This is a genomic window from Micromonospora sp. DSM 45708, assembly GCF_039566955.1.
Lineage (GTDB): Bacteria > Actinomycetota > Actinomycetes > Mycobacteriales > Micromonosporaceae > Micromonospora.
Genome location: NZ_CP154796.1, coordinates 1,887,662 through 1,913,329, shown reverse-complemented (window position 1 = coordinate 1,913,329; position 25,668 = coordinate 1,887,662). Strand labels below are relative to the sequence as shown.

2 protein-coding genes are annotated in these 25,668 nt (G+C 68.6%); both read right to left on the bottom strand.

What is annotated here, in order from left to right; translation table 11 throughout:
* Positions 1-8: 8 nt before the first annotated feature.
* Positions 9-227: a polyketide synthase docking domain-containing protein gene (locus tag VKK44_RS30965; RefSeq protein WP_458351626.1), complete on the bottom strand. Its 219-nt coding sequence runs from the start codon at positions 225-227 to the stop codon at positions 9-11.
* Complete coding sequence (locus VKK44_RS08815) at positions 224-25,186, bottom strand: type I polyketide synthase (RefSeq protein WP_343446351.1); 24,963 nt, start codon at positions 25,184-25,186, stop codon at positions 224-226. The genes VKK44_RS30965 and VKK44_RS08815 overlap by 4 nt, the downstream gene beginning before the upstream one ends.
* Between the last annotated feature and the right edge of the window lie 482 nt (positions 25,187-25,668).

Sequence of the window (25,668 nt, the reverse complement as noted above, 5' to 3'; positions counted from 1 at the left end):
CCCGCAACTCAGTGGCCAGTCCTGAACCGTCGAATAGGCCGGGCCCGCGGCAATAAGATCCCAGAGCTGTACCGGGTTTCTATGCCGGCCGAGAACCGGCAGGCCATCGATACCACGGCGATGGGTTCAGTCGCCCGATCCTGAATCTCCTGCAGGCGTCGCCGGGTCTCCAGCAGGTTGTCCGTAGCCTGTCGCAGATATGTCCGCAGCTTCTCATCGTTGCTCATGCCGTTCGCCCTCCCTCGGAGCTTGCGATCTTGTCGAGAACGTCGAACAGCTCGTCATCTGAGGCCGCATAGGTGTCGATCACCGGGGTTGCCCCGTGGCCGCCCGTCTGGGCCTCGAGCCTGCGCGCCAGCTCACGCAGGCGGTCCGCCAGCTTCGTCGGATCTCTGCCATCGCCCGGGGCAAACCTGCGTATAGCCTGCTCGATCCGGTCCAAGTCGGACTCCAGAGCATTTGCGGGCGCCTTCTCCTCTGGCACAACTCGCGTCCACAGCTCGCGGCTGAGTTCGGCGGGGGTGGGGTAGTCGAAGACCAGCGTGGCCGGCAGCGACAGGCCGGTCGCGGTGGTCAGTCGGTTACGTAGTTCCACCGCGGTCAACGAGTCGAAGCCGAGTTCGCGGAATGCGCTTTCCGGGTTGATCATCGTTGGGTCGGGATGGCCGAGTACGACGGCGGCTTGTATTCGTACCAGTTCCAGGACTGTTCGCTGGCGTTCCTCGACGCCCATAGCGGCCAGCCTGGTGGTCAGGTCCATCTGGGTGTCGGTTGTAGTTGCCGTCCGGCGGGCGAAGCCGCCGGCCAATGTCCGCCACAACGGTGGCAGGCCACCGGCCCCGGTACGACGTAGCGCGGGCAGGTCCACCCGGATCGGCACGAGTTGCGGCTGGTTGGTGCGTATTGCCGTGTCGAACAGTGCCAGGCCCTGCTCGGAGGAGAGGGGAAGGATGCCGCTGCGTCGCATCCGGTCCAGGTCGGCCTCGTCGAGATGCCCGGTCATCGCTGACTGCTGGGCCCACAGCCCCCACGCCAGCGACTGCCCCACCAGGCCGGCGGTCTGTCGTCGTAGTGCCAGGGCGTCCAGGACGGCGTTGGCCGCGGCATAGTTGCCCTGCCCCGGTGACCCGAGCGTGGCTGCTGCCGACGAATACACCACGAACAACCCGAGATCCGAATCCCGGGTCAGCTCATGCAGCCACCACGCCGCATCCGCCTTGGCCCGCAACACCGTCTCCAGCCGCCGCGGCGTCAACGCCTCGACCACCCCGTCATCGAGCACTCCCGCGGTGTGCACCACCCCGACCACCGGATGCCCAGCCGGCACCGCCGCCAGCACCTCGGCCAGAGCGTTGCGGTCAGCGACGTCACACGCCACCACCTGCACCCGTGCGCCCAGCTCCGTCAGGTCACCGACCAGCTCGGTCGCTCCGGCCGCGGCCGGGCCGCGCCGGGACACCAGCAACAGGTGCTTGACCCCGTGTGTGGTGACCAGATGCCGGGCCACCAATCCACCCAACACCCCGGTCCCGCCGGTGATCACCACCGTGCCACGCTGGTCCAGCCCGGCCGGTAGCCGCAGCACGACCTTGCCCACGTGGCGGGCCGCCTGCAGGTAACGCAGGGCCTGCACGGCGTGGGCTGCTTCGAATACGCTCACGGGTAGTGGCTGGAGGATGTCCGCGGCGAACATGTCCATGATCTCGGCCAGCATCTGCCCGATCCGGTCAGCACCGACGTCGGGCAGGTTGAACGCCTGGTACGCCACCCCGGGGTGGTCCGCGGCGACCCGGGCCGCATCCCGTACGTCGGTCTTACCCATCTCCACGAACCGGCCACCACGGGGCAGCAGGTCCAGCGACGCGTCCACGAACTCACCGGTCAGGGCGTTGAGCACCATGTCCACACCCTGTCCCCGGGTCGCGGTCAGGAAGCTACGGCGGAAGTCCAGATTGCGGGACGAGGCCAGGTGCGTATCGTCCACACCCATCCCGCGCAGGGTGTCCCACTTACCGGCGCTCGCGGTGGCGTACACCTGCAATCCCCAGGCCTGGGCCAGTTGCACCGCGGCCATACCCACCCCACCGGCCGCGGCATGGATCAGGATCCGCTGCCCCGCCCGCACATCGGCCAGATCCCGCAACGCGTAATACGCGGTCAGGAACACGATCGGCGTCGACGCCGCCCGAGTGAACGACCAGCCCTGCGGGACCCGGGCCAGGAGACGATGATCGGTGACCGCCACCGGCCCCAACGCCCCGTTGAACATCCCGAACACCCGATCCCCGACCACCATCCCCGTCACGTCCGGGCCGGTCTCGAGCACCACTCCGGCCGCTTCGCTGCCCATCACCGCGGTCGGATCCGGGGACATACCCAGCCCGAGCCACACGTCCCGGAAGTTGAGCCCCGCTGCTCGCACCGCAACCCGTACCTGCCCAGCCGCCAACGGCGCCACCGCCTCCGGACAATCCAGCACCGTCAGGTTGTCCAAACTGCCCGGCTCCGACACATCCAGACGCCACGACAACCGGTCAGGACCAGGCAGGAGCAAACGGCCACTACCACCGGCTCGGGTCAGGCGCCGGGTATACAGGTCACCGCCGCGTACCGCGATCTCGGGTTCGCCGCTGGCGAGCACCGCCGTCAGGATCCTGCCCAGTTCGCTGCCGTGGTCGGTGCCGTGGTCAGTGTGATCGTCGAGGTCGAGCAGGATGAATCGGTTCGGGTGTTCGGACTGCGCGGAACGGACCAGACCCCACACCGCAGCCGCGGCCAGGTCACTGCCATCGGTAGCGCCACGAGTGAGCACCACCAGCCGGGAACCCTCCGTGCCCGGATCAGCCAACCAGTCCTGGACCCAACCCAACACCAACGCGCTCACCGCGTGCGTGGCCTCAACAACACCGACAGCTTCGCCCGCCGCTGGTAGCTCGGCGACCACAACGGTGGGCAGTTCACCATCAACCTGCCCGTGCCATGCCCAGACCGGTTCGGCAGCCGCCGACGTGGTGTCAGGTTCCGCGTCCGGTAGCGGTACCCACTCCACCGCGAACAGCGACTGCGCCGCATCCGGCATCCTGGCGCCCAACTGGTCGGTGGTCACCGGCCGTAGCACCAGCGAGTCCGCGGTCAGGACCGGCTGGCCGGCGGTGTCGAACACCGCCACCGCGATAGCACCGCCGTCGGTGGGTGTGAGCCGGACCCGCAGCGTGCTCGCCCCGGTCGCATGCAGCCGCACCCCGCTCCACGCGAACGGCAACACCGCCCCGCCATCGTCGTCGCCGAGCAGCCCGGTCAACCCGATCGGGTGCAACGCCGCGTCCAACACCGCCGGATGCAACCCGAACCCGCCGGTCTCGACGTGCTCAGGCAGCGTCACCTCGGCATACACATCCCGCTCGGAACGCCACACCGCCCGCAAACCTTGGAACACCGGCCCGTACACGTACCCGCCGTCGGCCAACCGTTCATACAACCCGTCCACAGCCACCGGTCGCGCGTCGGCCGGCGGCCACTGCCCCAACCCCGCCGCAACCCGACCCGTCTGCGGGCTCAACACACCCGTGGCATGCCGAACCCACGAACCCCCCACACCCTCCGCGCCCTCCGGCCGGGAGTACACGTTGACCGGCCGTCGGCCATCCTGGCCGGGATCACCGACCCACACCTGCACCTGCACCCCGCCCTGCTCCGGCAGCACCAACGGGGTCTGCAGCGTCAACTCCTGCACCAAGCCACAACCGACCTGGTCGCCGGCGTACATCACCAACTCCACATAAGCCGTGCCCGCCAACAACACCGAACCCAACACCGCATGATCGGCCAACCACGGCTGCGCCGACAACGACAACCGGCCGGTCAACACCACCCCGTCCCCATCAGCCAACGACACCGCCGCACGCAACAACGGATGATCAACCGAACCCAGCCCCAACACCCGAACATCCCCCACACCAGCCGCCACCGACTGCGGCCAGAACCGCTGATGCTGGAACGGGTAGGTCGGCAGGGCAACCTGCGGAGTCGGGCCGGTACCCAGCGCCGGAGTCCAGTCGATGGCGACACCGGCAACATGCAGCGCGGCCATCGACCGTAGCCAACGCTCCCGCCCACCGTCGTCACGACGCAGCGTGCCCGTCACCACCAGGCCCTCACCGGCCTGCTCCACCGCCATCGCCAACACCGGATGCGGACTAACCTCCACGAACGTCCGATGACCAGCCTCAGTCAGCGTCCGGATCACCTCACCGAACCGAACCTGGTGCCGCAGATTCCGATACCAGTAACCACCATCAAGACCAGCAGTGTCGACCCGCGCCGCCTCCAGCGTCGAATAGAACGCCACCTGCCCGCTACGAGGCCGCAGACCAGCCAAATCCGTGCGCAACCGATCCTCGATCGCCTGCACCTGCGGCGAATGCGAGGCGTAATCCACCGCGATCCGCCGAACCCCCAACCCCGCATGCGCCCGCACGAACTCCTCACACGCGGCCGTGGTACCAGAGATCACCACCTGCGCCGGACCGTTGACCGCCGCGACCGACAGGTCCCCACCCCACCCGGCAATCAACTGCTGCACCTCGGACAACGGTGCGGGCACCGACACCATGCCCCCCGACCCCGACAACGCCACAATCGCCCGACTCCGCAACACCACCACCCTGGCCCCATCAGCCAAAGACAGGCCACCAGCCACACACGCCGCAGCGATCTCACCCTGACTGTGCCCCACCACCGCCGCCGGAACCACACCCACCGAACGCCACAACTGCGCCAGCGACACCATCACCGCCCACGACACCGGCTGCACCACATCCACCCGACCCAACAACACCGGATCAGCCAACACCTCCCGCAACGACCAACCCACCAACGGCGCCAACACCTCCCCACACCGCACCATCGCCTCCGCGAACACCGGCTCGGCATCCCACAACGCCAACCCCATACCCACCCACTGCGCCCCCTGCCCCGGAAACACAAACACCGAACCCGCACCACCCACACCCGCCGCAACACCACGCACCACCACCGGCGAAACATCCACATCCCGCAACCCAGCCAAGAACCCGTCGGCATCCCCAGCCACCACCACCGCCCGATGCGCAAACACCGACCGGCCCGCCAACGCCCGCCCCACCACCACCGGCCCCACCTCAGGCCGATCCGCCACGAACCCCGCCAACCGCTGCGCCTGCGCCCGCAACGCCACCTCAGACTTGGCCGACAACAACCACGGCACCACCCCACCGCCCGGCGGGGCCGGCGAATCCTGGCCAGAGCCCGCCGGGTCAGCCGGTATGCCCTGCGGCAGCTCGAACGGTTCGGTCTCTTCCAGGATCTGGAGCGGTTCGGCTTCTTCGAGGATGAGGTGGGCGTTGGTGCCGCTGATCCCGAACGACGACACCCCGGCCCGTCGTGGCCGGCCGTTGGCCGGCCATGGTGTGGCCTCGGTCAGTAGTTGCACCGACCCGGTCGACCAGTCCACATGTGATGAGGGCTCGTCCACGTGCAGCGTCTTGGGCATCAACCGGTGCCGCATCGCGAGGACCATCTTGATGATCCCGGCGACGCCGGCGGCTGCCTGGGTGTGGCCGATGTTCGACTTCACCGACCCCAACCGCAACGGCTGCCCCGCCGGCCGGTCCTGGCCGTAAGCGGCGATCAGTGCCTGCGCTTCGATCGGGTCACCCAGCGTGGTGCCCGTGCCGTGCGCTTCCACCACGTCCACGTCGCCCGGCGACAACCGCGCATTCGCCAAGGCCTGACGGATCACCCGCTGCTGCGACGGACCGTTCGGCGCACTCAACCCGTTCGACGCACCATCCTGATTGACCGCGCTGCCCCGCACCACCGCCAACACCTGATGCCCCCGCCGACGAGCATCCGACAACCGCTCCAACACCACAATTCCGACACCCTCACCCCAACCCGTGCCGTCAGCCGCGTCCGCGAACGGCTTACACCGCCCGTCGGCGGCCAACCCGCCCTGCCGGGAAAACTCCACGAACGCTCCCGGCGTGGCCATCACCGTCACACCGCCGGCCAGGGCCATTGAGCACTCACCCGACCGCAACGCCTGCGCCGCCAGATGCACCGCGACCGCTGATGACGAACACGCCGTGTCCACCGACACGGCCGGGCCTTCCAGGCCCAGGGTGTACGCCACCCGCCCGGACATGACACTGGCAGCGTTGCCGGTCAGGAGGTGCCCCTCGCTGCCGGTCTGCGCGTCGCCGATCATCGAGATGTAGTCCTGGCCGCTGGTGCCGACATACACGCCGGTGTCCGAGCCGCGTAGCCCGGACGGGTCGATCCCGGCCCGCTCCAGCGCCTCCCAGGAAACCTCCAGCAGCAGTCGCTGCTGCGGATCCATCGCCACGGCCTCCCGCGGACTGATCCCGAAAAACCCCGCATCGAACATGCCGGCCCCGGAAAGGAAGGTTCCGTACCGGGTCTCCGACCGCTGCCGAGCGGGGTCGTACAACGCCGTCAGATCCCAACCCCGGTCCTCGGGGAATCCCTCCACCGCGTCAACGCCCTCGACCAACAACCGCCAGAACCCGTCCGGGTCACCAACCCCACCCGGATACCGACACCCCATCCCCACAATCGCCACCGGCTCATCAACACCCGCACCGACCACCACCGGCACGACGACGTCGGTCTGCTCACCGAGCAGTTCCGTCAGCAGGTAACCGGCCAACACCTGCGGTGTCGGATGGTCGAAGACCAGCGTGGCCGGCAACGACAACCCAGTCGCGGCAGCCAACCGGTTACGCAACTCCACCGCAGTCAACGAGTCGAACCCGAGCTCACGGAACGCGCTGGCCGGATCAACCGCCGCGGGGTCGGCATGGCCGAGCACAACCGCAGCCTGTGCCCGCACCAGCTCCAGAACCGTCCGCTGGCGCCCCTCAACCCCCATAGCCGCCAACCTGGCCGCCAGATCCACCCGCGCATCGGCGGTGGACGCGGCCCTGCGGGTCGAGCCGCCGGCCAACACCCGCCACAACGGCGGCACACCACCGGCGCCAGCGCGACGCAGCGCGGCCAGGTCCACCCGGATCGGCACGAGCTGCGGCTGGTCAGTACGTATCGCCGCGTCGAACAGTGCCAGGCCCTGCTCGGAGGACAGGGGAAGGATGCCGGCGCGTCGCATCCGGTCCAGGTCGGCCTCGTCGAGATGCCCGGTCATCGCCGACTGCTGGGCCCACAACCCCCACGCCAACGACTGCCCCACCAGACCCTCGGCCTGCCGCCGCAGCGCCAAGGCATCCAGAACGGCGTTGGCCGCGGCGTAGTTGCCCTGCCCCGGTGACCCGAACGTGGCCGCCGCCGACGAATACACCACGAACAACCCGAGATCCATGTCCCGGGTCAGCTCATGCAGCCACCACGCCGCATCCGCCTTCGCCCGCAACACCGTCTCCAGCCGCTGCGGCGTCAACGCCTCGACCACCCCGTCATCGAGGACTCCGGCGGTGTGCACCACCCCCACCACCGGATGCCCGGCCGGCACCGCCGCCAACACCTCAGCCAGCGCGTTCCGGTCAGCGACGTCACACGCCACCACCTGCACCCGCACGCCCAGCTCCGTCAGGTCACCGACCAACTCGGTCGCCCCGGCCGCGGCCGGACCCCGCCGGGACAACAGCAACAGATGCCTGACCCCATGCGCGGTGACCAGATGCCGGGCCACCAAACCACCCAACACACCGGTCCCACCAGTGACCACCACCGTGCCACGCGGGTCCAGCCCGGCCGGTAGCCGCAGCACCACCTTGCCCACATGACGGGCCGCCTGCAGATAACGCAAGGCCTGCACAGCCTGGGCTGCCTCGAACACACTCACCGGCAGCGGCTGAAGAACCTCCGCGGCGAACATGTCCAGGATCTCGGCCAGCATCTGCCCGATCCGGTCACCACCGGCCTCGGACAGGTCGAACGCCTGATACGCCACCCCGGGATGATCCGCGGCGATCCGAGCCGGGTCCCGCACGTCGGTCTTACCCATCTCCACGAACCGGCCACCACGGGGCAGCAGGTCCAGCGACGCGTCCACGAACTCCCCGGCCAGCGCGTTGAGGACCACATCCACACCCTCCCCACCGGTCACGGTCAGGAAGCTGCGGCGGAAGTCCTGATCGCGGGAAGAGGCGAGGTGCGCATCGTCCACACCCATCCCGCGCAGGGTGTCCCACTTACCGGCGCTCGCGGTGGCGTACACCTGCAATCCCCAGGCCTGGGCCAGTTGCACCGCGGCCATACCCACCCCACCGGCCGCGGCATGGATCAGGATCCGCTGCCCTGACCGCACATCGGCCAGATCCCGCAACGCGTAATACGCGGTCAGGAACACGATCGGCGTCGACGCCGCCCGAGTGAACGACCAGCCCTGCGGGACCCGGGCCAGGAGACGATGATCGGTGACCGCCACCGGCCCCAACGCCCCGTTGAACATCCCGAACACCCGATCCCCGACCACCACCCCGCTCACACCCGGGCCGGTCTCGAGCACCACACCGGCCGCCTCACTACCCATCACCGCAGCCGGATCCGGATACATACCCAACCCCACCAACACATCCCGGAAGTTCAACCCCGCCGCCCGCACCGCAACCCGCACCTGACCAACCGCCAACGGCGCCACCACCTCCGGACAATCCACCACCGCCAGATTGTCCAAACTGCCCGGCTCCGACACATCCAGACGCCACGACAACCGACCAGGACCAGGCAGAGACAGCCGGCCACTACCACCGGCTCGGGTCAACCGCCGGGCATACAGGCCACCAGCCCGAACCGCGACCTCCGGCTCACCGCTGGCGAGCACCGCCGTCAGGATCCTGCCCAGGTCAGTGCCGTGGCCGGTGCCGTGGTCAGTGCCGTGGTCAGTGTCATCGTCGAGGTCGAGCAGGATGAATCGGTTCGGGTGTTCGGACTGCGCGGAACGGACCAGACCCCACACCGCAGCCGCGGCAAGGTCACTACCATCGATAGCGCCACGGGTGAGCACCACCAGGCGGGAACCCTCCGTGGCCACATCGGCCAGCCACTCCTGCACCCAACCCAACACCAACGCGCTCGCCACGTGCGTGGCCTCAACAACACCGACGCCATCGCCCGCAGCCGATAGCTCGCCCACAGCGGGTAGCTCGGCGACCACGACCGTGGGCAGTTCACCACCAACCTGGCCTGGCGGGTGGGGCACCGGTAGAGGTTGCGGCCGCTGTCCGTGCCATGCCCAGAACGGTTCGGCAGCCGCCGTCGTGGTGTCAGGCTCCTCGTCGGGCAGCGGTACCCATTCCACGGCGAACAGTGACTGCGCCGCGTCCGGTACCCCGGCGCCCAGTTGGTCGGTGGTCACTGGCCGTAGCACCAGCGAGTCCGCGGTCAGGACCGGCTGGCCGGCGGTGTCGAACACCGCCACCGCGATAGCACCGTCGTCGGCCGGTGTCAGCCGGACCCGCAACGTGCTCGCCCCGGTCGCGTGCAGCCGCACCCCGCTCCACGCGAACGGCAACACTGCCTCATCGCCATCGACTAACCCGGCCAACCCGATCGGGTGCAACGCCGCGTCCAACACCGCCGGATGCAACCCGAACCCGCCGGTCTCGACGTGCTCAGGCAGCGTCACCTCGGCATACACATCCCGCTCGCCACGCCACACCGCCCGCAAACCCTGAAACACCGGCCCGTACACATACCCGCCACCGGCCAACCGTTCATACACGCCATCAACAGCCACCGGCCGCGCGTCGGCCGGCGGCCACTGCTCCAGCCTCGCCGCAACCCGGCCGGCTTGCGGGCTCAACACACCCGAGGCATGCCGAACCCACGAACCCTGCCCACCCTGCCCATCCTCTGCCCGGGAGTACACGTTGACCGGCCGTCGGCCATCCTGGCCGGGATCACCGACCCACACCTGCACCTGCACCCCACCCTGCTCCGGCAACACCAACGGGGTCTGCAGCGTCAACTCCTCGACCAGGGCACAGCCCACCTGGTCCCCGGCGTACATCACCAACTCCACATACGCCGTGCCCGCCAACAACACCGAACCCAACACCACATGATCAGCCAGCCACGGCTGCGCCGACAGCGACAACCGGCCGGTCAACACCACCCCGTCCCCATCAGCCAACGACACCGCCGCACGCAACAACGGATGATCAACCGAACCCAGCCCCAACACCCGAACATCCCCCACACCAGCCGCCACCGCCTGCGGCCAGAACCGCTGATGCTGAAACGGGTAGGTCGGCAGTTCCAGAGCCTGCCCACCGGCACTCGTGCCGAGCAGTGTCGGCCAGTCCACCGTCCCGCCGTGTACGTGAACACCGGCGACTGCGGTCAGTAACGTCTGCGGCTCGTCCCGCTCAGCACGCAACGCCGGTAGCCACACACCTGCATCGGGGGTGTCGGCCATCGAGGTCAGCGTGCCGTCCGGGCCCAGTTCGAGGAAGACACCCACGCCTCGCTCCCGCAGCGCCGTCACCGCGTCGTGGTACCGCACCGTCTGGCGGACGTGCGCCAACCAATATCCGGGATCAGTCACGTCGACGTCGGGGGTGCCGGAGATTACCGGGATGGTCGGCTCTCGCCAGACCACCTCGGCCAACACGTGGGCGAACTCGGCCAACATCGGCTCCATCAACGGCGAATGGAACGCGTGACTGACCTTCAACTGCCGGGCCTTGCCACCGGCGTCTCGCCACTGCCGCCCCAGGCCCAACACCAGATCCTGGTCACCGGAAATCACCGTCGAGCGGGGCCCGTTGACCGCCGCCACCCCGACCAGGTCGGTGTGCCCGGCGATCAACTCCTGGGCCTCGGCGTCGGTGGCGGTCAACGCGACCATGGCGCCACCAGCAGGTAGCGCCTGCATCAGGCGGCCCCGCGCGGCCACCACCGCCACCGCATCAGCCAGATCCCACACCCCAGCCACACACGCCGCGCTCAACTCACCAATCGAATGCCCCGCCAGACACTGCGGAACCACCCCCCACGAGCCGACCAGCCGGTACAACGCCACCTGCACCGCGAACAGCCCCGCCTGGGCATACAACGTCTGCTCCAGCAGCTGCGGCTCGCCCGCCACCACCTCCCGCAACGACCGCTCCAGATGCTGGTCGAAATACGCGCAGACCTGATCGAACGCCTCCGCGAACACCGGATACGCCTCATACAGGCCCAGACCCATCCCAACCCGCTGGCTCCCCTGCCCGGAAAACACCACCGCCAACCGACCCGACCCAACGATCCCGGCAACCACCCCCGACGCCTCGACACCGGAGGCCAGCGCCTGCAACCCGTCCACCAACGCCGACCGGTGCTGGCCGAGCACCACACCCCGATGGGTGAACCCGGTCGCCCGGCTATCCACCAACGCCCGCCCCACCACCACCGGCTCCACCTCGGGCCGGTCAGCCACGAACCCGGCCAACCGCTGCGCCTGCGCCCGCAACGCCACCTCAGACTTAGCCGACAACAGCCACGGCACCACCCCACCCGGCAGCGGGGCCACCGGCGACTCCTGACCCGAGCCCGCCGGGTCAGCCAGTGTGCCCTGCGGCGACTCGAACGAATCGGCCTCTTCGAGGATGAGGTGGGCGTTGGTGCCGCTGATCCCGAACGACGACACCCCAGCCCGCCGCGGCCGACCGTTACCCGGCCACGGTGCGGCCTCGGTCAGCAACCGCACCGACCCCGCCGACCAGTCCACATGCGTGGACGGGGTGCCCACGTGCAGCGTCCTGGGCATCAGCCCGTGCCGCATCGCGAGGACCATCTTGATAATCCCGGCGACACCCGCGGCTGCCTGGGTGTGGCCGATGTTCGACTTCACCGACCCCAACCGCAACGGCTGCTCCGCGGGCCGGTCCTGGCCATACGCGGCGATCAGCGCCTGCGCCTCAATCGGGTCACCCAACGTGGTACCCGTGCCGTGCGCTTCCACCACATCCACGTCGCCCGGCGACAACCGCGCATTCGCCAAAGCCTGACGAATCACCCGCTGCTGCGACGGACCGTTCGGCGCACTCAACCCGTTCGACGCACCGTCCTGATTGACCGCGCTGCCCCGCACCACCGCCAACACCTGATGCCCCCGCCGGCGAGCATCCGACAACCGCTCCAACACCAGGATTCCGACGCCCTCACCCCAACCTGTGCCGTCGGCGACGTCCGCGAACGGCTTACACCGCCCGTCAGCGGCCAACCCACCCTGCCGGGAAAACTCCACGAACGCTCCCGGCGTGGCCATCACCGTCACACCACCGGCCAGGGCCATCGAACACTCACCCGAGCGCAACGCCTGCGCCGCCAAATGCACCGCCACCAACGACGACGAACACGCCGTATCCACCGACACCGCCGGGCCCTCCAGACCCAGGGTGTACGCCACCCGCCCCGACATGACACTCGCCGCATTCCCGGTAAGAAGATGTCCCTCGCTACCGGTCTGCGCGTCGCCGATCATCGAGATGTAGTCCTGGCCGTTCGTGCCCACATACACACCGGTGTCCGACCCGCGTAGCCCGGACGGGTCGATCCCGGCCCGCTCCAACGCCTCCCAGGAAACCTCCAAGAGCAGGCGCTGCTGCGGATCCATCGCCACAGCCTCCCGCGGACTGATCCCGAAAAACCCCGCATCGAACAACGCCGCACCAGCCAGAAACCCACCCTTGCGGGCAAATTCGGTCCCCAACCCCGCCGGATCCGAGTCATCCAACGACCCGACATCCCAACCCCGATCCACGGGGAACCCACCCACCGCGTCAACACCCTCGACCAACAACTGCCAGAACCCGTCCGGGTCACCCACCCCACCCGGATACCGGCAACCGATCCCCACAATCGCCACCGGCTCATCGACACCCGCGCCGACCGCCACCGGCATGAGGACGTCGGTCTGCCCACCGAGCAGTTCCGTCAGCAGATACCCGGCCAACACCTGCGGTGTCGGATGGTCGAAGACCAGCGTGGCCGGCAACGACAGCCCGGTCGTAGCGGCCAGCCGGTTACGCAGCTCCACCGCGGTCAGTGAGTCGAAGCCGAGTTCTTGGAATACTTGGTCGGAGGGTATCTGCGCAGTCCCGGTGTGGCCGAGGACCACTGCGGCCTGCTCGCGGACCAGGGTTAGTGCCATCGATTCCCGCTGTCCGGTCGGAGTTTGCCGCAACCGCGTCAGCCATGCCGACGGCTCATCACTACTTGGCAGGTCAGCGACCACCGCCCGTGCCTCGGGCAGATCCGTCAGCCACGATCCGAGGCGCCCAGCGCTGGCCTCAATCAGCCGGCGCCAGTCCACGTCGGCCACTGCCAGGTACCCCTGGCCAACGGCGTGTTCCAGGGCGGTGACCGCCACTGCGGGGTCCATTCCCGTCAACCCGCCTCGGCGGGTCCGTGCCTCGGCCAGATCGGTGCTCGCCAACCCACCACCAGCCCAGGTCCCCCAGGCCACCGACACCATCGGTGCGCCCTGTGCTCGCCGCTGCTGGGTGTACACATCCAAAAACGCGTTCGCGGCCGCGTAGTTGCCCTGTCCTGGCGAGCCGAACAGCGCCGCTACCGACGAGAACACCACAAACGCCTGCAGGTCCATATCGGCGGTCAGCTCATCAAGAGCGAGCACCGCGTCGATCTTTGGCCGGGCCACCGTGGCCAACCGTTCGGCGGTCAACGACCCGATCACCCCGTCGTCGAGCAGCCCTGCGGTGTGCACCACTGCGGTCAACGGATGCTCGGCCGGGATCGCCGCGAGTACCTCAGCCATAGCGTCGCGGTCGGCCACGTCACAGGCTGCCACCTGCACCCCCACCCCTACCGCGGCCAGCTCCGCCATCAACTCCCGCGCGCCCGCGGCGGCCAGACCACGACGGCTGACCAGCACCAGATGCCTTGCGCCCTGCTCGGCCAGCCAGCGGGTCACCCGCGTACCCAACGCTCCGGTCCCGCCGGTGACCAGCACCGTGCCTGATGGCTGCCACACCTGTCCCAGCGCAGCCGGGGCTCGCCGCAGCCGCATCCCGTACACCCCGTCGGCGCGCACGGCCACTTGGTTGTCTTCACCCCAACCGGCCAAGACCGCGCAGCAAGACCGCCAGGTTGTCTCGTCCAACACTCCAGCGGGCAGGTCGATCAACCCGCCCCACCGGTCGGGCTGCTCGGCACCGATCACCCGGCCCAGACCCCACACCTGGCCCTGCCACACATTCTTGATCGGGTCGCTGTCACCCACACTCACCGCGCCTCGGGTAAACACCCACAACGGCACGGGACCCCATGCCTGCGCCACCGCCAACAGCTGCGCCGCGCATTCCCGACCCGCACCGGCCAATACCACCCCACCAGCCAGCGTCCCGGCCTCGGCCAACGCCCGCACCTCGGCCAGCCCGGTCTCCAGATCGTCAAGGTCAACCCGCACCACCCGGGTACCCCCCGCCGACAACACATCCGAGAGTTCATCGCCAGCCCCGCTCACAGCCAGCAGCGCCCACACCCCCGACAGCGCCCCATCCGGCTGGTCAGCCAACACCGACCATTCGACCCGGTACCGCCACCGGTCCAACGCCGCCCGGGCCTGCCGCTGTCGCAGCGATGCCAGCACCGGCAATACCATGGCCGCGTCCTGCCGCTGCACCGCCTGCCAAAAATCCGCACCCAGCGTGTCCATGACGCTGCGGGCCGCCTGGTGCGTCGCCTGTGGCCAGTATCGCTGGTGCTGGAACGGGTAGGTAGGCAGTTCCAGAGCCCGCCCACCGGCACTCGTGCCGAGCAGTGTCGGCCAGTCCACCGCTCCGCCGTGTACGTGAACACCCGCGACCGCGGTCAGTAACGTCTGCGGCTCGTCCCGCTCAGCACGCAACGCCGGTAGCCACACACCTGCATCGGGGGGGTCGGCCATTGAGGTCAGCGTGCCGTCCGGGCCGAGTTCGAGGAAGACATCCACGCCTTGCTCGCGCAGGGCGTTCACCGCGTCGTGGTACCGCACCGTCTGGCGGGTGTGTGTCAGCCAGTACTCGGGTTGGGTCACGTCTGCGTCGGGGGTGCCGGAGACCACCGGGATGGTCGGCTCTCGCCAGGCCACCTCGGCCAGCACGTGGGCGAAGTCGGCCAGCATCGGCTCCATCAACGGCGAGTGGAACGCGTGACTGACCTTCAGCCGCCGCGCCTTGCCACCGGCGTCTCGCCACTGCTGCGCCAGGTCCAACACGACGTCTTGGTCACCGGAGATCACCGTCGAGCGAGGGCCGTTGACCGCCGCCACGCCCACCAGATCGGTGTGCCCGGCAATCAACTCCTGCGCTTCAGCATCACTGGCGGTCAACGCGACCATGGCGCCACCAGCGGGTAGCGCCTGCATCAGGCGGCCCCGGGCGGCTACCACCGCTACCGCATCGGTCAGATCCCACACCCCGGCCACATACGCCGCGCTCAACTCACCGATCGAGTGCCCCGCCAGACACTGCGGGGCCACCCCCCACGAGCCGATCAGCCGGTACAAGGCCACCTGTACCGCGAACAGCCCTGCCTGGGTGTACATCGTCTGGTCCAGTAGCTGCGGCTCGCCCGCGATCACGTCCCGCAACGACCGATCGAGATGCTGGTCGAAGGACGCGCAGACCTGGTCGAACGCCTCCGCGAAGACCGGATACGCCTCGTACAGGCCCAGGCCCATCCCGAGCCGCTGGCTCCCTTGCCCGGAAAACACCACCGCCAGCCGACCAGACCCCGCAACCCCGGTCACCACCCCCGACGCCTGACCACCGGAGGCCAGCGCCCGCAGCCCGTCCACCAACACCGACCGCTGCTGGCCGAGGACCACCGCCCGGTGCGTGAACACCGACCGGGCCGCCAACCCACGCCCCACCGCGACCGGCTCGGCCTCGGGCCGGTCGGTCAGGAACCCGGCCAGCCGCTGCGCCTGCGCCCGCAACGCCACCTCGGACTTAGCCGACAACAACCACGGCACCACCCCACCGGGCAACGGGACCGCTTCATGACCCGATTCCTGGTCCGAGGCCACCGGGTCAGCCGATGTGACCTGAAGCGACTCGAACGGTTCGGTCTCTTCCGGGATCTGGAGCGGTGCGGGTTCTTCGAGGATGAGGTGGGCGTTGGTGCCGCTGATCCCGAACGAGGACACCCCAGCCCGTCGCGGCCGACCATTACCCGGCCACGATGTGGCCTCGGTCAGTAGTTGCACCGAGCCGGTCGACCAGTCCACATGCGTTGAGGGGGTGTCCACGTGCAGTGTCTTGGGCATCAGGCCGTGTCGCATGGCGAGGACCATCTTGATGATCCCGGCGACGCCGGCGGCTGCCTGGGTGTGGCCGATGTTCGACTTCACCGACCCCAACCGCAACGGTTGCCCCGCGGGCCGGTCCTGTCCGTAAGCGGCGATGAGTGCTTGTGCTTCGATCGGGTCACCCAGGGTGGTGCCGGTGCCGTGGGCTTCCACCACGTCCACCTCGCCGGGCGTCAGCCGCGCATTCGCCAGGGCCTGACGGATCACGCGCTGCTGCGACGGACCGTTCGGCGCACTCAACCCGTTCGACGCGCCGTCCTGGTTCACCGCGCTGCCCCGCACCACCGCCAACACCTGATGCCCCCGCCGACGGGCATCCGACAACCGCTCCAACACCACAATTCCGACACCCTCACCCCAACCTGTGCCGTCGGCGACGTCCGCGAACGGCTTACACCGCCCGTCGGCGGCCAACCCGCCCTGCCGGGAAAACTCCACGAACGCTCCCGGCGTGGCCATCACCGTCACACCACCGGCCAGGGCCATCGAACACTCACCCGAGCGCAACGCCTGCGCCGCCAAATGCACCGCCACCAACGACGACGAACACGCCGTATCCACCGACACCGCCGGGCCCTCCAGACCCAGGGTGTACGCCACCCGCCCCGACATGACACTCGCCGCATTCCCGGTAAGAAGATGTCCCTCGCTACCGGTCTGCGCGTCGCCGATCATCGAGATGTAGTCCTGGCCGTTCGTGCCCACATACACACCGGTGTCCGACCCGCGTAGCCCGGACGGGTCGATCCCGGCCCGCTCCAACGCCTCCCAGGAAACCTCCAGCAGCAGTCGCTGCTGCGGATCCATCGCCACGGCCTCCCGCGGACTGATCCCGAAGAACCCCGCGTCGAACAACGCGGCCCCGGAAAGGAAGGTTCCGTACCGGGTTTCCGACCGCTGCCGGCCGGGGTCGTACAGCGCCGTCAGGTCCCAACCCCGGTCCTCGGGGAAACCGTTCACCGCGTCAGCGCCCTCGACCAGTAGCTGCCAGAACCCGTCCGGGTCACCCACCCCACCCGGATACCGGCACCCCATTCCGACGATCGCTACCGGCTCGTCGACATCCGCGCCGGCCGGCACCGGCGCGACGGCCACGGCAGCGTTCTTGCCAAGCAGCAGGTCCGTCAGATGGTTGGTCAACCCCTGCGGGGTGGGGTAGTCGAGGACCAGCGTGGCCGGCAACGACAGTCCGGTGGCGGTGGCCAGTCGGTTACGGAGTTCCACCGCGGTCAGTGAGTCGAAGCCGAGGTCGCGGAATGCCCGATCAGGTGGGATGGCTTGGGCGTTGTCGTGGCCGAGGGCTGTAGCGGCGTGGGTGCGTACCAGTTCGAGGATCTTCTGCTGGCGTTGCGGGCCGGCCAACGCCCGCAACTCGGCGGCCAGTGTCGAGTCGTCGGATGGCCCGGGCTCGGCGTCGGCGATCGTGGCTTGTGCCTCGGGCAGGCCAGCCAGTAGCGCACTCGGGCGGGCGGAAGTGAACGCCTGGGCGAACTGGGCCCAGTCCACGTCAGCGACCGCGAGAAAGCCTTCGCCCTGACCGACCGCCTCCACCAAGGCCTGCACCGCCCGCTGCGGATCCATGCCGCGCACCCCACGCCGGTGCAACTGCCCGGTGTCGGCCTGCTCGGCCATTCCCTCACCGGCCCACAAACCCCACGCCACACTGGTCACCGACCGCCCTGCGGCACGCTGCTGGGCGGCGTACGCGTCCAGGAACGCGTTAGCCGCCGCGTACACCCCCTGCCCACCGCTGCCCCACACACCGGCGTTGGAGGAGAACAACACCATCGCGTCCAGCGGGTGCTCAGACCCCTCGACCAACAACTCGTGCAGGTTACGGGTACCCGCAACCTTCGCCGCCAAGATGTGCTCCGCCACCTGCGCATCGGTGTCGTCGATGGACGCGAGCTGACCCACCCCAGCCGCGTGGACCACCGCATCCACGGGCCCCACTCCGGTCAGAGCCGCGGCCAACCCGTCACGATCCGCCACATCACAGCCCCGCACACTGACCCGGACCCGGCCATCAGCGGTCAACTCACCGACCAGCTCGGCCACACCCGGCCCGTCCATACCCCGACGAGACACCAACACCACATGCTCCGCACCGTGCCCGGCCACCCAACGGGCCACATGTGCACCCAACCCACCGGTACCACCAGTGACCAGCACCGTGCCCCGCGGCTGCCACACCCGCGGCGACTCCACCGCCCGGGCACGCACCAACCTGCGCCCATACACACCACTCGCACGCACCGCGACCTGATCCTGACCATCCCACCCGGCCAACACCGCGACACACCGACGCGCCACCGCCGCCGCGTCCCGCGACGCCTCAGGCCAGAGCGCGGGCAGATCCACCAGACCACCCCACCGGCGCGGATACTCCAACGCCGCGACCACACCCAAACCCCACGCTAGAGCCTGCACCGGATCAGCAGGAGCATCGAACCGACCCGTACCAACCGCGCCACGAGTCAGCACCCACACCCGCCCCGACAAGCCCCCATCGCCACCCATGTCGACGTCGTGCAGTCCCTGCAACAGCGCCAACAACTCAGGCACCGGCGCCCGACCAGGCAGGAACACCACCCCACCCAACCCAGACACGTCCAACCCCGCCCGCAACGCCGTAGCCGCCCCCACCCGGGTACCGTCAACAGCCACCAGCAACACCCGCGCACCATGACCGACCAGGATCTGCTCGACCCGCCCAACCCACTCGGCGTGACCAACCGCCAAATCCGCGCCATACACCAGAAGCCACGTACCGTTCAGCGCCGCTTCAGGACCACCGGTCAACGGCTCCCACACAACCCGATACCGCCACCCGTCAATGAACCGCCGATCCTCACGAGCCCGCCGCCACGCCACCAACGCCGGCAGAACCACAGCCACACCCTGCTCATCCACCCGCAACGCAGCAGCCAACGCCGCCGCATCACCCCGCTGCACCACCCGCCAAAACTCCGCATCGAACCCACCATCCCCACCCCGCACCGACACATCCCGCACCGCCGGCCAGAACCGCTGGTGCTGGAACGGGTAGGTAGGCAACTCAGCCCGCAGCGCGATGGCCCCGCCCACCGCCCTGCCCACGCCGGTGGCCTCGGCCTCGGCCCGGCCGGTACTCGTGCCGAGCAGTGTCGGCCAGTCCACCGCCCCGCCGTGTACGTGGACACCCGCGACCGCGGTCAGTAACGTCTGCGGCTCGTCCCGCTCAGCACGCAACGCCGGTAGCCACACACCTGCATCGGGGGGGTCGGCCATCGAGGTCAGCGTGCCGTCCGGGCCCAGTTCGAGGAAGACACCCACGCCCTGCTCGCGCAGCGCCGTCACCGCGTCGTGGTACCGCACCGTCTGGCGGACGTGCGTCAGCCAGTATCCGGGTTGGGTCACGTCGGCGTCGGGGGTGCCGGAGATTACCGGGATGGTCGGCTCTCGCCAGGTCACCTCGGTCAACACGTGGGCGAAGTCGGCGAGCATCGGCTCCATCAACGGGGAGTGGAACGCGTGACTGACCTTCAACTGCCGGGCTTTGCCGCCGGCGTCTCGCCACTGCCGCCCCAGGTCCAGGACCAGATCCTGGTCACCGGAGATCACCGTCGAGTGGGGCCCGTTGACCGCCGCCACCCCGACCAGGTCGGTGTGCCCGGCGATCAACTCCTGCGCTTCAGCATCACTGGCGGTCAACGCGACCATGGCGCCACCAGCGGGTAGCGCCTGCATCAGGCGGCCCCGGGCGGCTACCACCGCTACCGCATCGGTCAGATCCCACACCCCGGCCACATACGCCGCGCTCAACTCACCGATCGAGTGCCCCGCCAGACACTGCGGGGCCACACCCCACGAGCCGATCAGCCGGTACAAGGCCACCTGCACCGCGAACAGCCCCGCCTGGGTGTACATCGTCTGGTCCAGTAGCTGCGGCTCGCCCGCCACCACGTCCCGCAACGACCGCTCGAGATGCTGGTCGAAGGACGCGCAGACCTGATCGAACGCCTCCGCGAAGACCGGATACGCCTCATACAAGCCCAGGCCCATCCCGAGCCGCTGACTCCCCTGCCCGGAAAACACCACCGCCAGCCGACCAGACCCCGCAACCCCGGTCACCACCCCCGACGCCTGACCACCGGAGGCCAGCGCCCGCAGCCCGTCCACCAACACCGACCGCTGCTGGCCGAGGACCACCGCCCGGTGCGTGAACACCGACCGGGCCGCCAACCCACGCCCCACCGCGACCGGCTCGGCCTCGGGCCGGTCGGTCAGGAACCCGGCCAGCCGCTGCGCCTGCGCCCGCAACGCCACCTCGGACTTAGCCGACAACAACCACGGCACCACCCCACCGCCCGGCAGCGGGACCGCCGGCGACTCCTGACCCGAGCCCGCCGGGTCAGCCGGTGCGTCCTGCAGCAGTTCGAACGGTTCGGTCTCTTCCGGGATCTGGAGCGGTTCGGGTTCTTCCAGGATGACGTGGGCGTTGGTGCCGCTGATCCCGAACGACGACACCCCAGCCCGTCGCGGCCGGCCGTTACCTGGCCACGATGTGGCCTCGGTCAGTAGTTGCACCGACCCGGCCGACCAGTCCACATGTGTGGAGGGGGTGTCCACGTGCAGCGTCCTGGGCATCAGGCCGTGCCGCATCGCGAGGACCATCTTGATGATCCCGGCGACGCCGGCGGCTGCCTGGGTGTGGCCGATGTTCGACTTCACCGACCCCAACCGCAACGGCTGCCCCGCCGGCCGGTCCTGCCCGTAAGCGGCGATCAGCGCCTGCGCTTCGATCGGGTCACCCAGCGTGGTGCCCGTGCCGTGCGCTTCCACCACGTCCACGTCGCCCGGCGACAACCGCGCATTCGCCAAGGCCTGACGGATCACCCGCTGCTGCGACGGACCGTTCGGCGCACTCAACCCGTTGGAGGCGCCGTCCTGGTTGACCGCGCTGCCCCGCACCACCGCCAACACCTGATGCCCCCGCCGACGGGCATCCGACAACCGCTCCAACACCAGGATTCCGACACCTTCACCCCAGCCCGTGCCGTCAGCCGCGTCCGCGAACGGTTTGCACCGCCCGTCGGCGGCCAACCCGCCCTGCCGGGAAAACTCCACGAACGCTCCCGGGGTGGCCATCACCGTCACACCACCGGCCAGGGCCATCGAACACTCACCCGACCGCAACGCCTGCGCCGCCAAATGCACCGCCACCAACGACGACGAACACGCCGTATCCACCGACACCGCCGGGCCCTCCAGACCCAGGGTGTACGCCACCCGCCCTGATGCCACGCTTGCGCTGGTCCCGGTCAGCGTGTATCCCTCGGTCTCGGCCGGGCTTGCCGCCAACTGCATGGCGTAGTCGTGATACATGAGGCCGACGTACACGCCGGTGTCCGAACCGCGTAGCCCGGACGGGTCGATCCCGGCCCGCTCCAACGCCTCCCAGGAAACCTCCAGCAGCAGTCGCTGCTGCGGGTCCATCGCCATGGCCTCCCGCGGACTGATCCCGAAGAATCCCGCGTCGAACATGCCGGCCTCGGGAAGGAATGTTCCGTACCGGGTCTCCGACCGCTGCCGGCCGGGGCCGTCCAGCGCCGTCAGATCCCAACCCCGATCCGTGGGGAACTCGCCCACCGCGTCAACACCCTCGACCAGCAACTGCCAAAACCCGTCCGGGTCGTCAGCCCCGCCCGGGTACCGGCATCCCATTCCCACGATCGCTACCGGCTCGTCGAGTGCGGCGTCCGCGGCAACCGGTTCAGTTGCTGGTTCAGACACCCCGTCCAACCGGCGCTGTAGGTATTCCCGCAGTTTCACGGGCGTGGGGTAGTTGAACAGCAGGGTGGTCGGCAGCCGCAGTCCCGTCGCCGCGGCGAGTCGGTCACACATCTTGATGGTGGCGTACGAGTCGAAGCCCTGTTCCCTGAAGCTCCGGTCAGCGTCGACGTCCTGCGGCCCGGCATGACCAAGCACCGCGGCCGCATGGGTACGGATCAGGTCCAGCAGGTGCCACCCGCCGCCGGCTGCCGGCTCACTTCTCACACCGGCTTCACCAGGGCCGTCCCGCTTCGCGGAACGTTCGGTCTCGGGAAGGCCAAACGCGGCCGCGCTGATGTCATGGCGCTCGACCGTGTCCTGGGACTGGTCGATCGGGGCGACACCGCGACCAGCGGGCTCAGTCAGCGTGTCCGGGAGCCAGTGGCGCTGACGCTGGAACGGGTACGTGGGCAGCGGCACGCGTTGAGGAACGTCACCGGCAAAGGTCGGCGTCCAGTCGATGGCGACACCGGCAACATGCAGGGCGGCCATCGACCGTAGCCAACGCTCCCGCCCACCGTCGTCACGACGCAGCGTGCCCGTCACCACCAGGCCCTCACCGGCCTGCTCCACCGCCATCGCCAACACCGGATGCGGACTAACCTCCACGAACGTCCGATGACCAGCCTCAGTCAGCGTCCGGATCACCTCACCGAACCGAACCTGGTGCCGCAGATTCCGATACCAGTAACCACCATCAAGACCAGCAGTGTCGACCCGCGCCGCCTCCAGCGTCGAATAGAACGCCACCTGCCCGCTACGAGGCCGCAGACCAGCCAAATCCGTGCGCAACCGATCCTCGATCGCCTGCACCTGCGGCGAATGCGAGGCGTAATCCACCGCGATCCGCCGAACCCCCAACCCCGCATGCGCCCGCACGAACTCCTCACACGCGACCGTGGTACCAGACACCACCACCTGCGCCGGACCATTGACCGCCGCGACCGACAGGTCCCCACCCCACCCGCCGATCAACTCCCGCACCTCGTCCAACGGTGCGGGCACCGACACCATGCCCCCCGACCCCGACAACGCCACAATCGCCCGACTCCGCAACACCACCACCCTGGCCCCATCAGCCAAAGACAGACCACCAGCCACACACGCCGCAGCGATCTCACCCTGACTGTGCCCCACCACCGCCGCCGGAACCACACCCACCGAACGCCACAACTGCGCCAGCGACACCATCACCGCCCACGACACCGGCTGCACCACATCCACCCGACCCAACAACACCGGATCAGCCAACACCTCCCGCAACGACCAATCCACCAACGGCGCCAACACCTCCCCACACCGCACCATCGCCTCCGCGAACACCGGCTCGGCATCCCACAACGCCAACCCCATACCCACCCACTGCGCCCCCTGCCCCGGGAACACAAACACCGGACCCGCCGCGCTACCCCCACCAGCCGCCACACCACGCACCACCGGTGAGGCGTCCACATCCCGCAACCCGGCCGGATCCTGCAAGCCGGCCGGGTCCTGCAACCCGGCCAGGTTCTGTAACCCGGTCAGGAGCCCGTCCACGTCCCCGGCCACCACCACCGCCCGGTGCGCGAACACCGACCGGGCGGTGGCCAGAGTCCAAGCCACATCCCGGACCGGGATCTCCGGCTGCTCGGTCACGAACGCCCGTAACCTGACCGCCTGCTCACCCAACGCACGGGCCGTTTTCGCCGACAGCGACAGTGCCCACGGCGCCGACCCCGTCGGCCCGTCGAGCCTGACACTCTCCACAGCCTCCACGTCGGCGACCTCGCTGACGACGACGTGGCAGTTGGCGCCGCCCATGCCGAACGAGCTCACGCCCGCGACCAGCGGCCGGCTGGGATCAGGCCATCCCGCGGTCCGCGTCTGCACCTGGAGGTTCTGTTCCTCCAGCCGAACCCCCGGACCCGCCTGCCGGAAGTTCAAGCTGGCCGGAATCCGACGATGATAAATCGCCAAGATCACCTTCAGGAGTCCGGCGATACCCGCCGCGCACTCAAGATGACCGATGTTCGTCTTGACCGAGCCCACCCGCAGCGGACCATACGCACGGCGGGGCCTGCCAACGGCCGCGCCCAACGCGGCCGCCTCGATCGGATCACCAACCCTCGTGCCAGTACCGTGCAACTCGACATACTGAATGTCTGCCGCCCGCACGCCTGCGCGTTCCTGCGCGAACCGGATGACCTCCTCCTGCGCGGAGGCACTAGGAACCGTCAGACCCTCACTTACCCCATCGTGGTTGACAGCGCTACCGCGAATGACGCAATACACGTGGTCACCGTCGGCCAACGCCTGCCGTAACGGCTTCAGGACAACGACCGCACCACCCTCACCGCGCACGAACCCGTTCGCCCGGGCATCAAACGTGAAACAGCGGCCATCCGGCGACAGCGCCCCGAACCTCGACAACTCAACAGCAGCCTCTGCGCTGAGATTAAGAATAACCCCGCCGACAATCGCGCTGGAACACTCGCCGCGACGCAAACTCTCACACGCCAGATGAACAGCGACCAGCGACGACGACTGAGCGGTATCAACCGTGATGCTCGGCCCCGTCAACCCGAACGCATACGACACCCGGTTAGCGATCATGCCACGCTGCAAACCAGTAGTGCTGTGCTCAGTGATCGCCTCCACCCCATACCGACGCAACACGGTGGCGTAGTCATCCTTATTCGCACCGATGAACACCCCGACACGGGCGCCCCTCATCCGCTCCGGCACCACGCCGGCGTCCTCAAGCGCCTCCCAACCCAACTCAAGCGCCAGCCGCTGCTGCGGATCAACAGCGGCAGCCTCCCGGGGCGAAATACCGAAAAACCCAGCATCGAACTGATCAACCCCGTCAAGGAAGCCCCCATACCCCGCACCCAGGGCCGGACCACCCGAGCCGAACGCAGCGACGCCCCAGCGATCAGCAGGAGTGGACGAGATCGCACTCAGTCCATCACGCAACAGAGTCCAGAACGCCGCCGGACCAGCCGCGCGTGGCAGACGGCACGACACACCAACAACAGCAATCGCACTATCCTGGCCCCGGAAGATCTCAGACATCGCTGAAGGTCTCAGACATCGCTAACCCCAGATATTCTCATCCACACAGCGGAAAGCACGAACCAGCGGACCCGGACGTGCACCTGCCGGCGACACCCCGACTGGACTCACACAGACACCCGACCCACACGTGATCTTCGATCACGGACCAACAGGTCACCGCCACCCGGCCGGAGTCTCGACAATGAAACGTTCGACAAAAGTCAAGAACAATGAGCCGACAGACCGGGCACGTGAACGCCCTTCGGCGCATGCCCTTGAAAATCCGCCAGCAGACCCAATCGCAGAGAAACAGCGCAACGACGCGACGGTTCGACCGACGCCCACCGGCGAACACCAACCAGCCACGCCTTGAAACGAGTTGAACGAAAACGTCGTACGCGACGCCCTGATCGTGGAAAATTCCGTCGCCACAACCTCGACCGGATTCGAGCACATCCGACAGGCAGCAAAAGCCGCCACGATGCTCGCACTATTGGGAC

Excerpts from the sequence above, each read along its gene's own strand:
- VKK44_RS30965 (WP_458351626.1), bottom strand. The coding sequence starts at position 227 with ATGAGCAACGATGAGAAGCTGCGGACATATCTGCGACAGGCTACGGAC.
- VKK44_RS08815 (WP_343446351.1), bottom strand. The coding sequence starts at position 25,186 with ATGTCTGAGATCTTCCGGGGCCAGGATAGTGCGATTGCTGTTGTTGGT.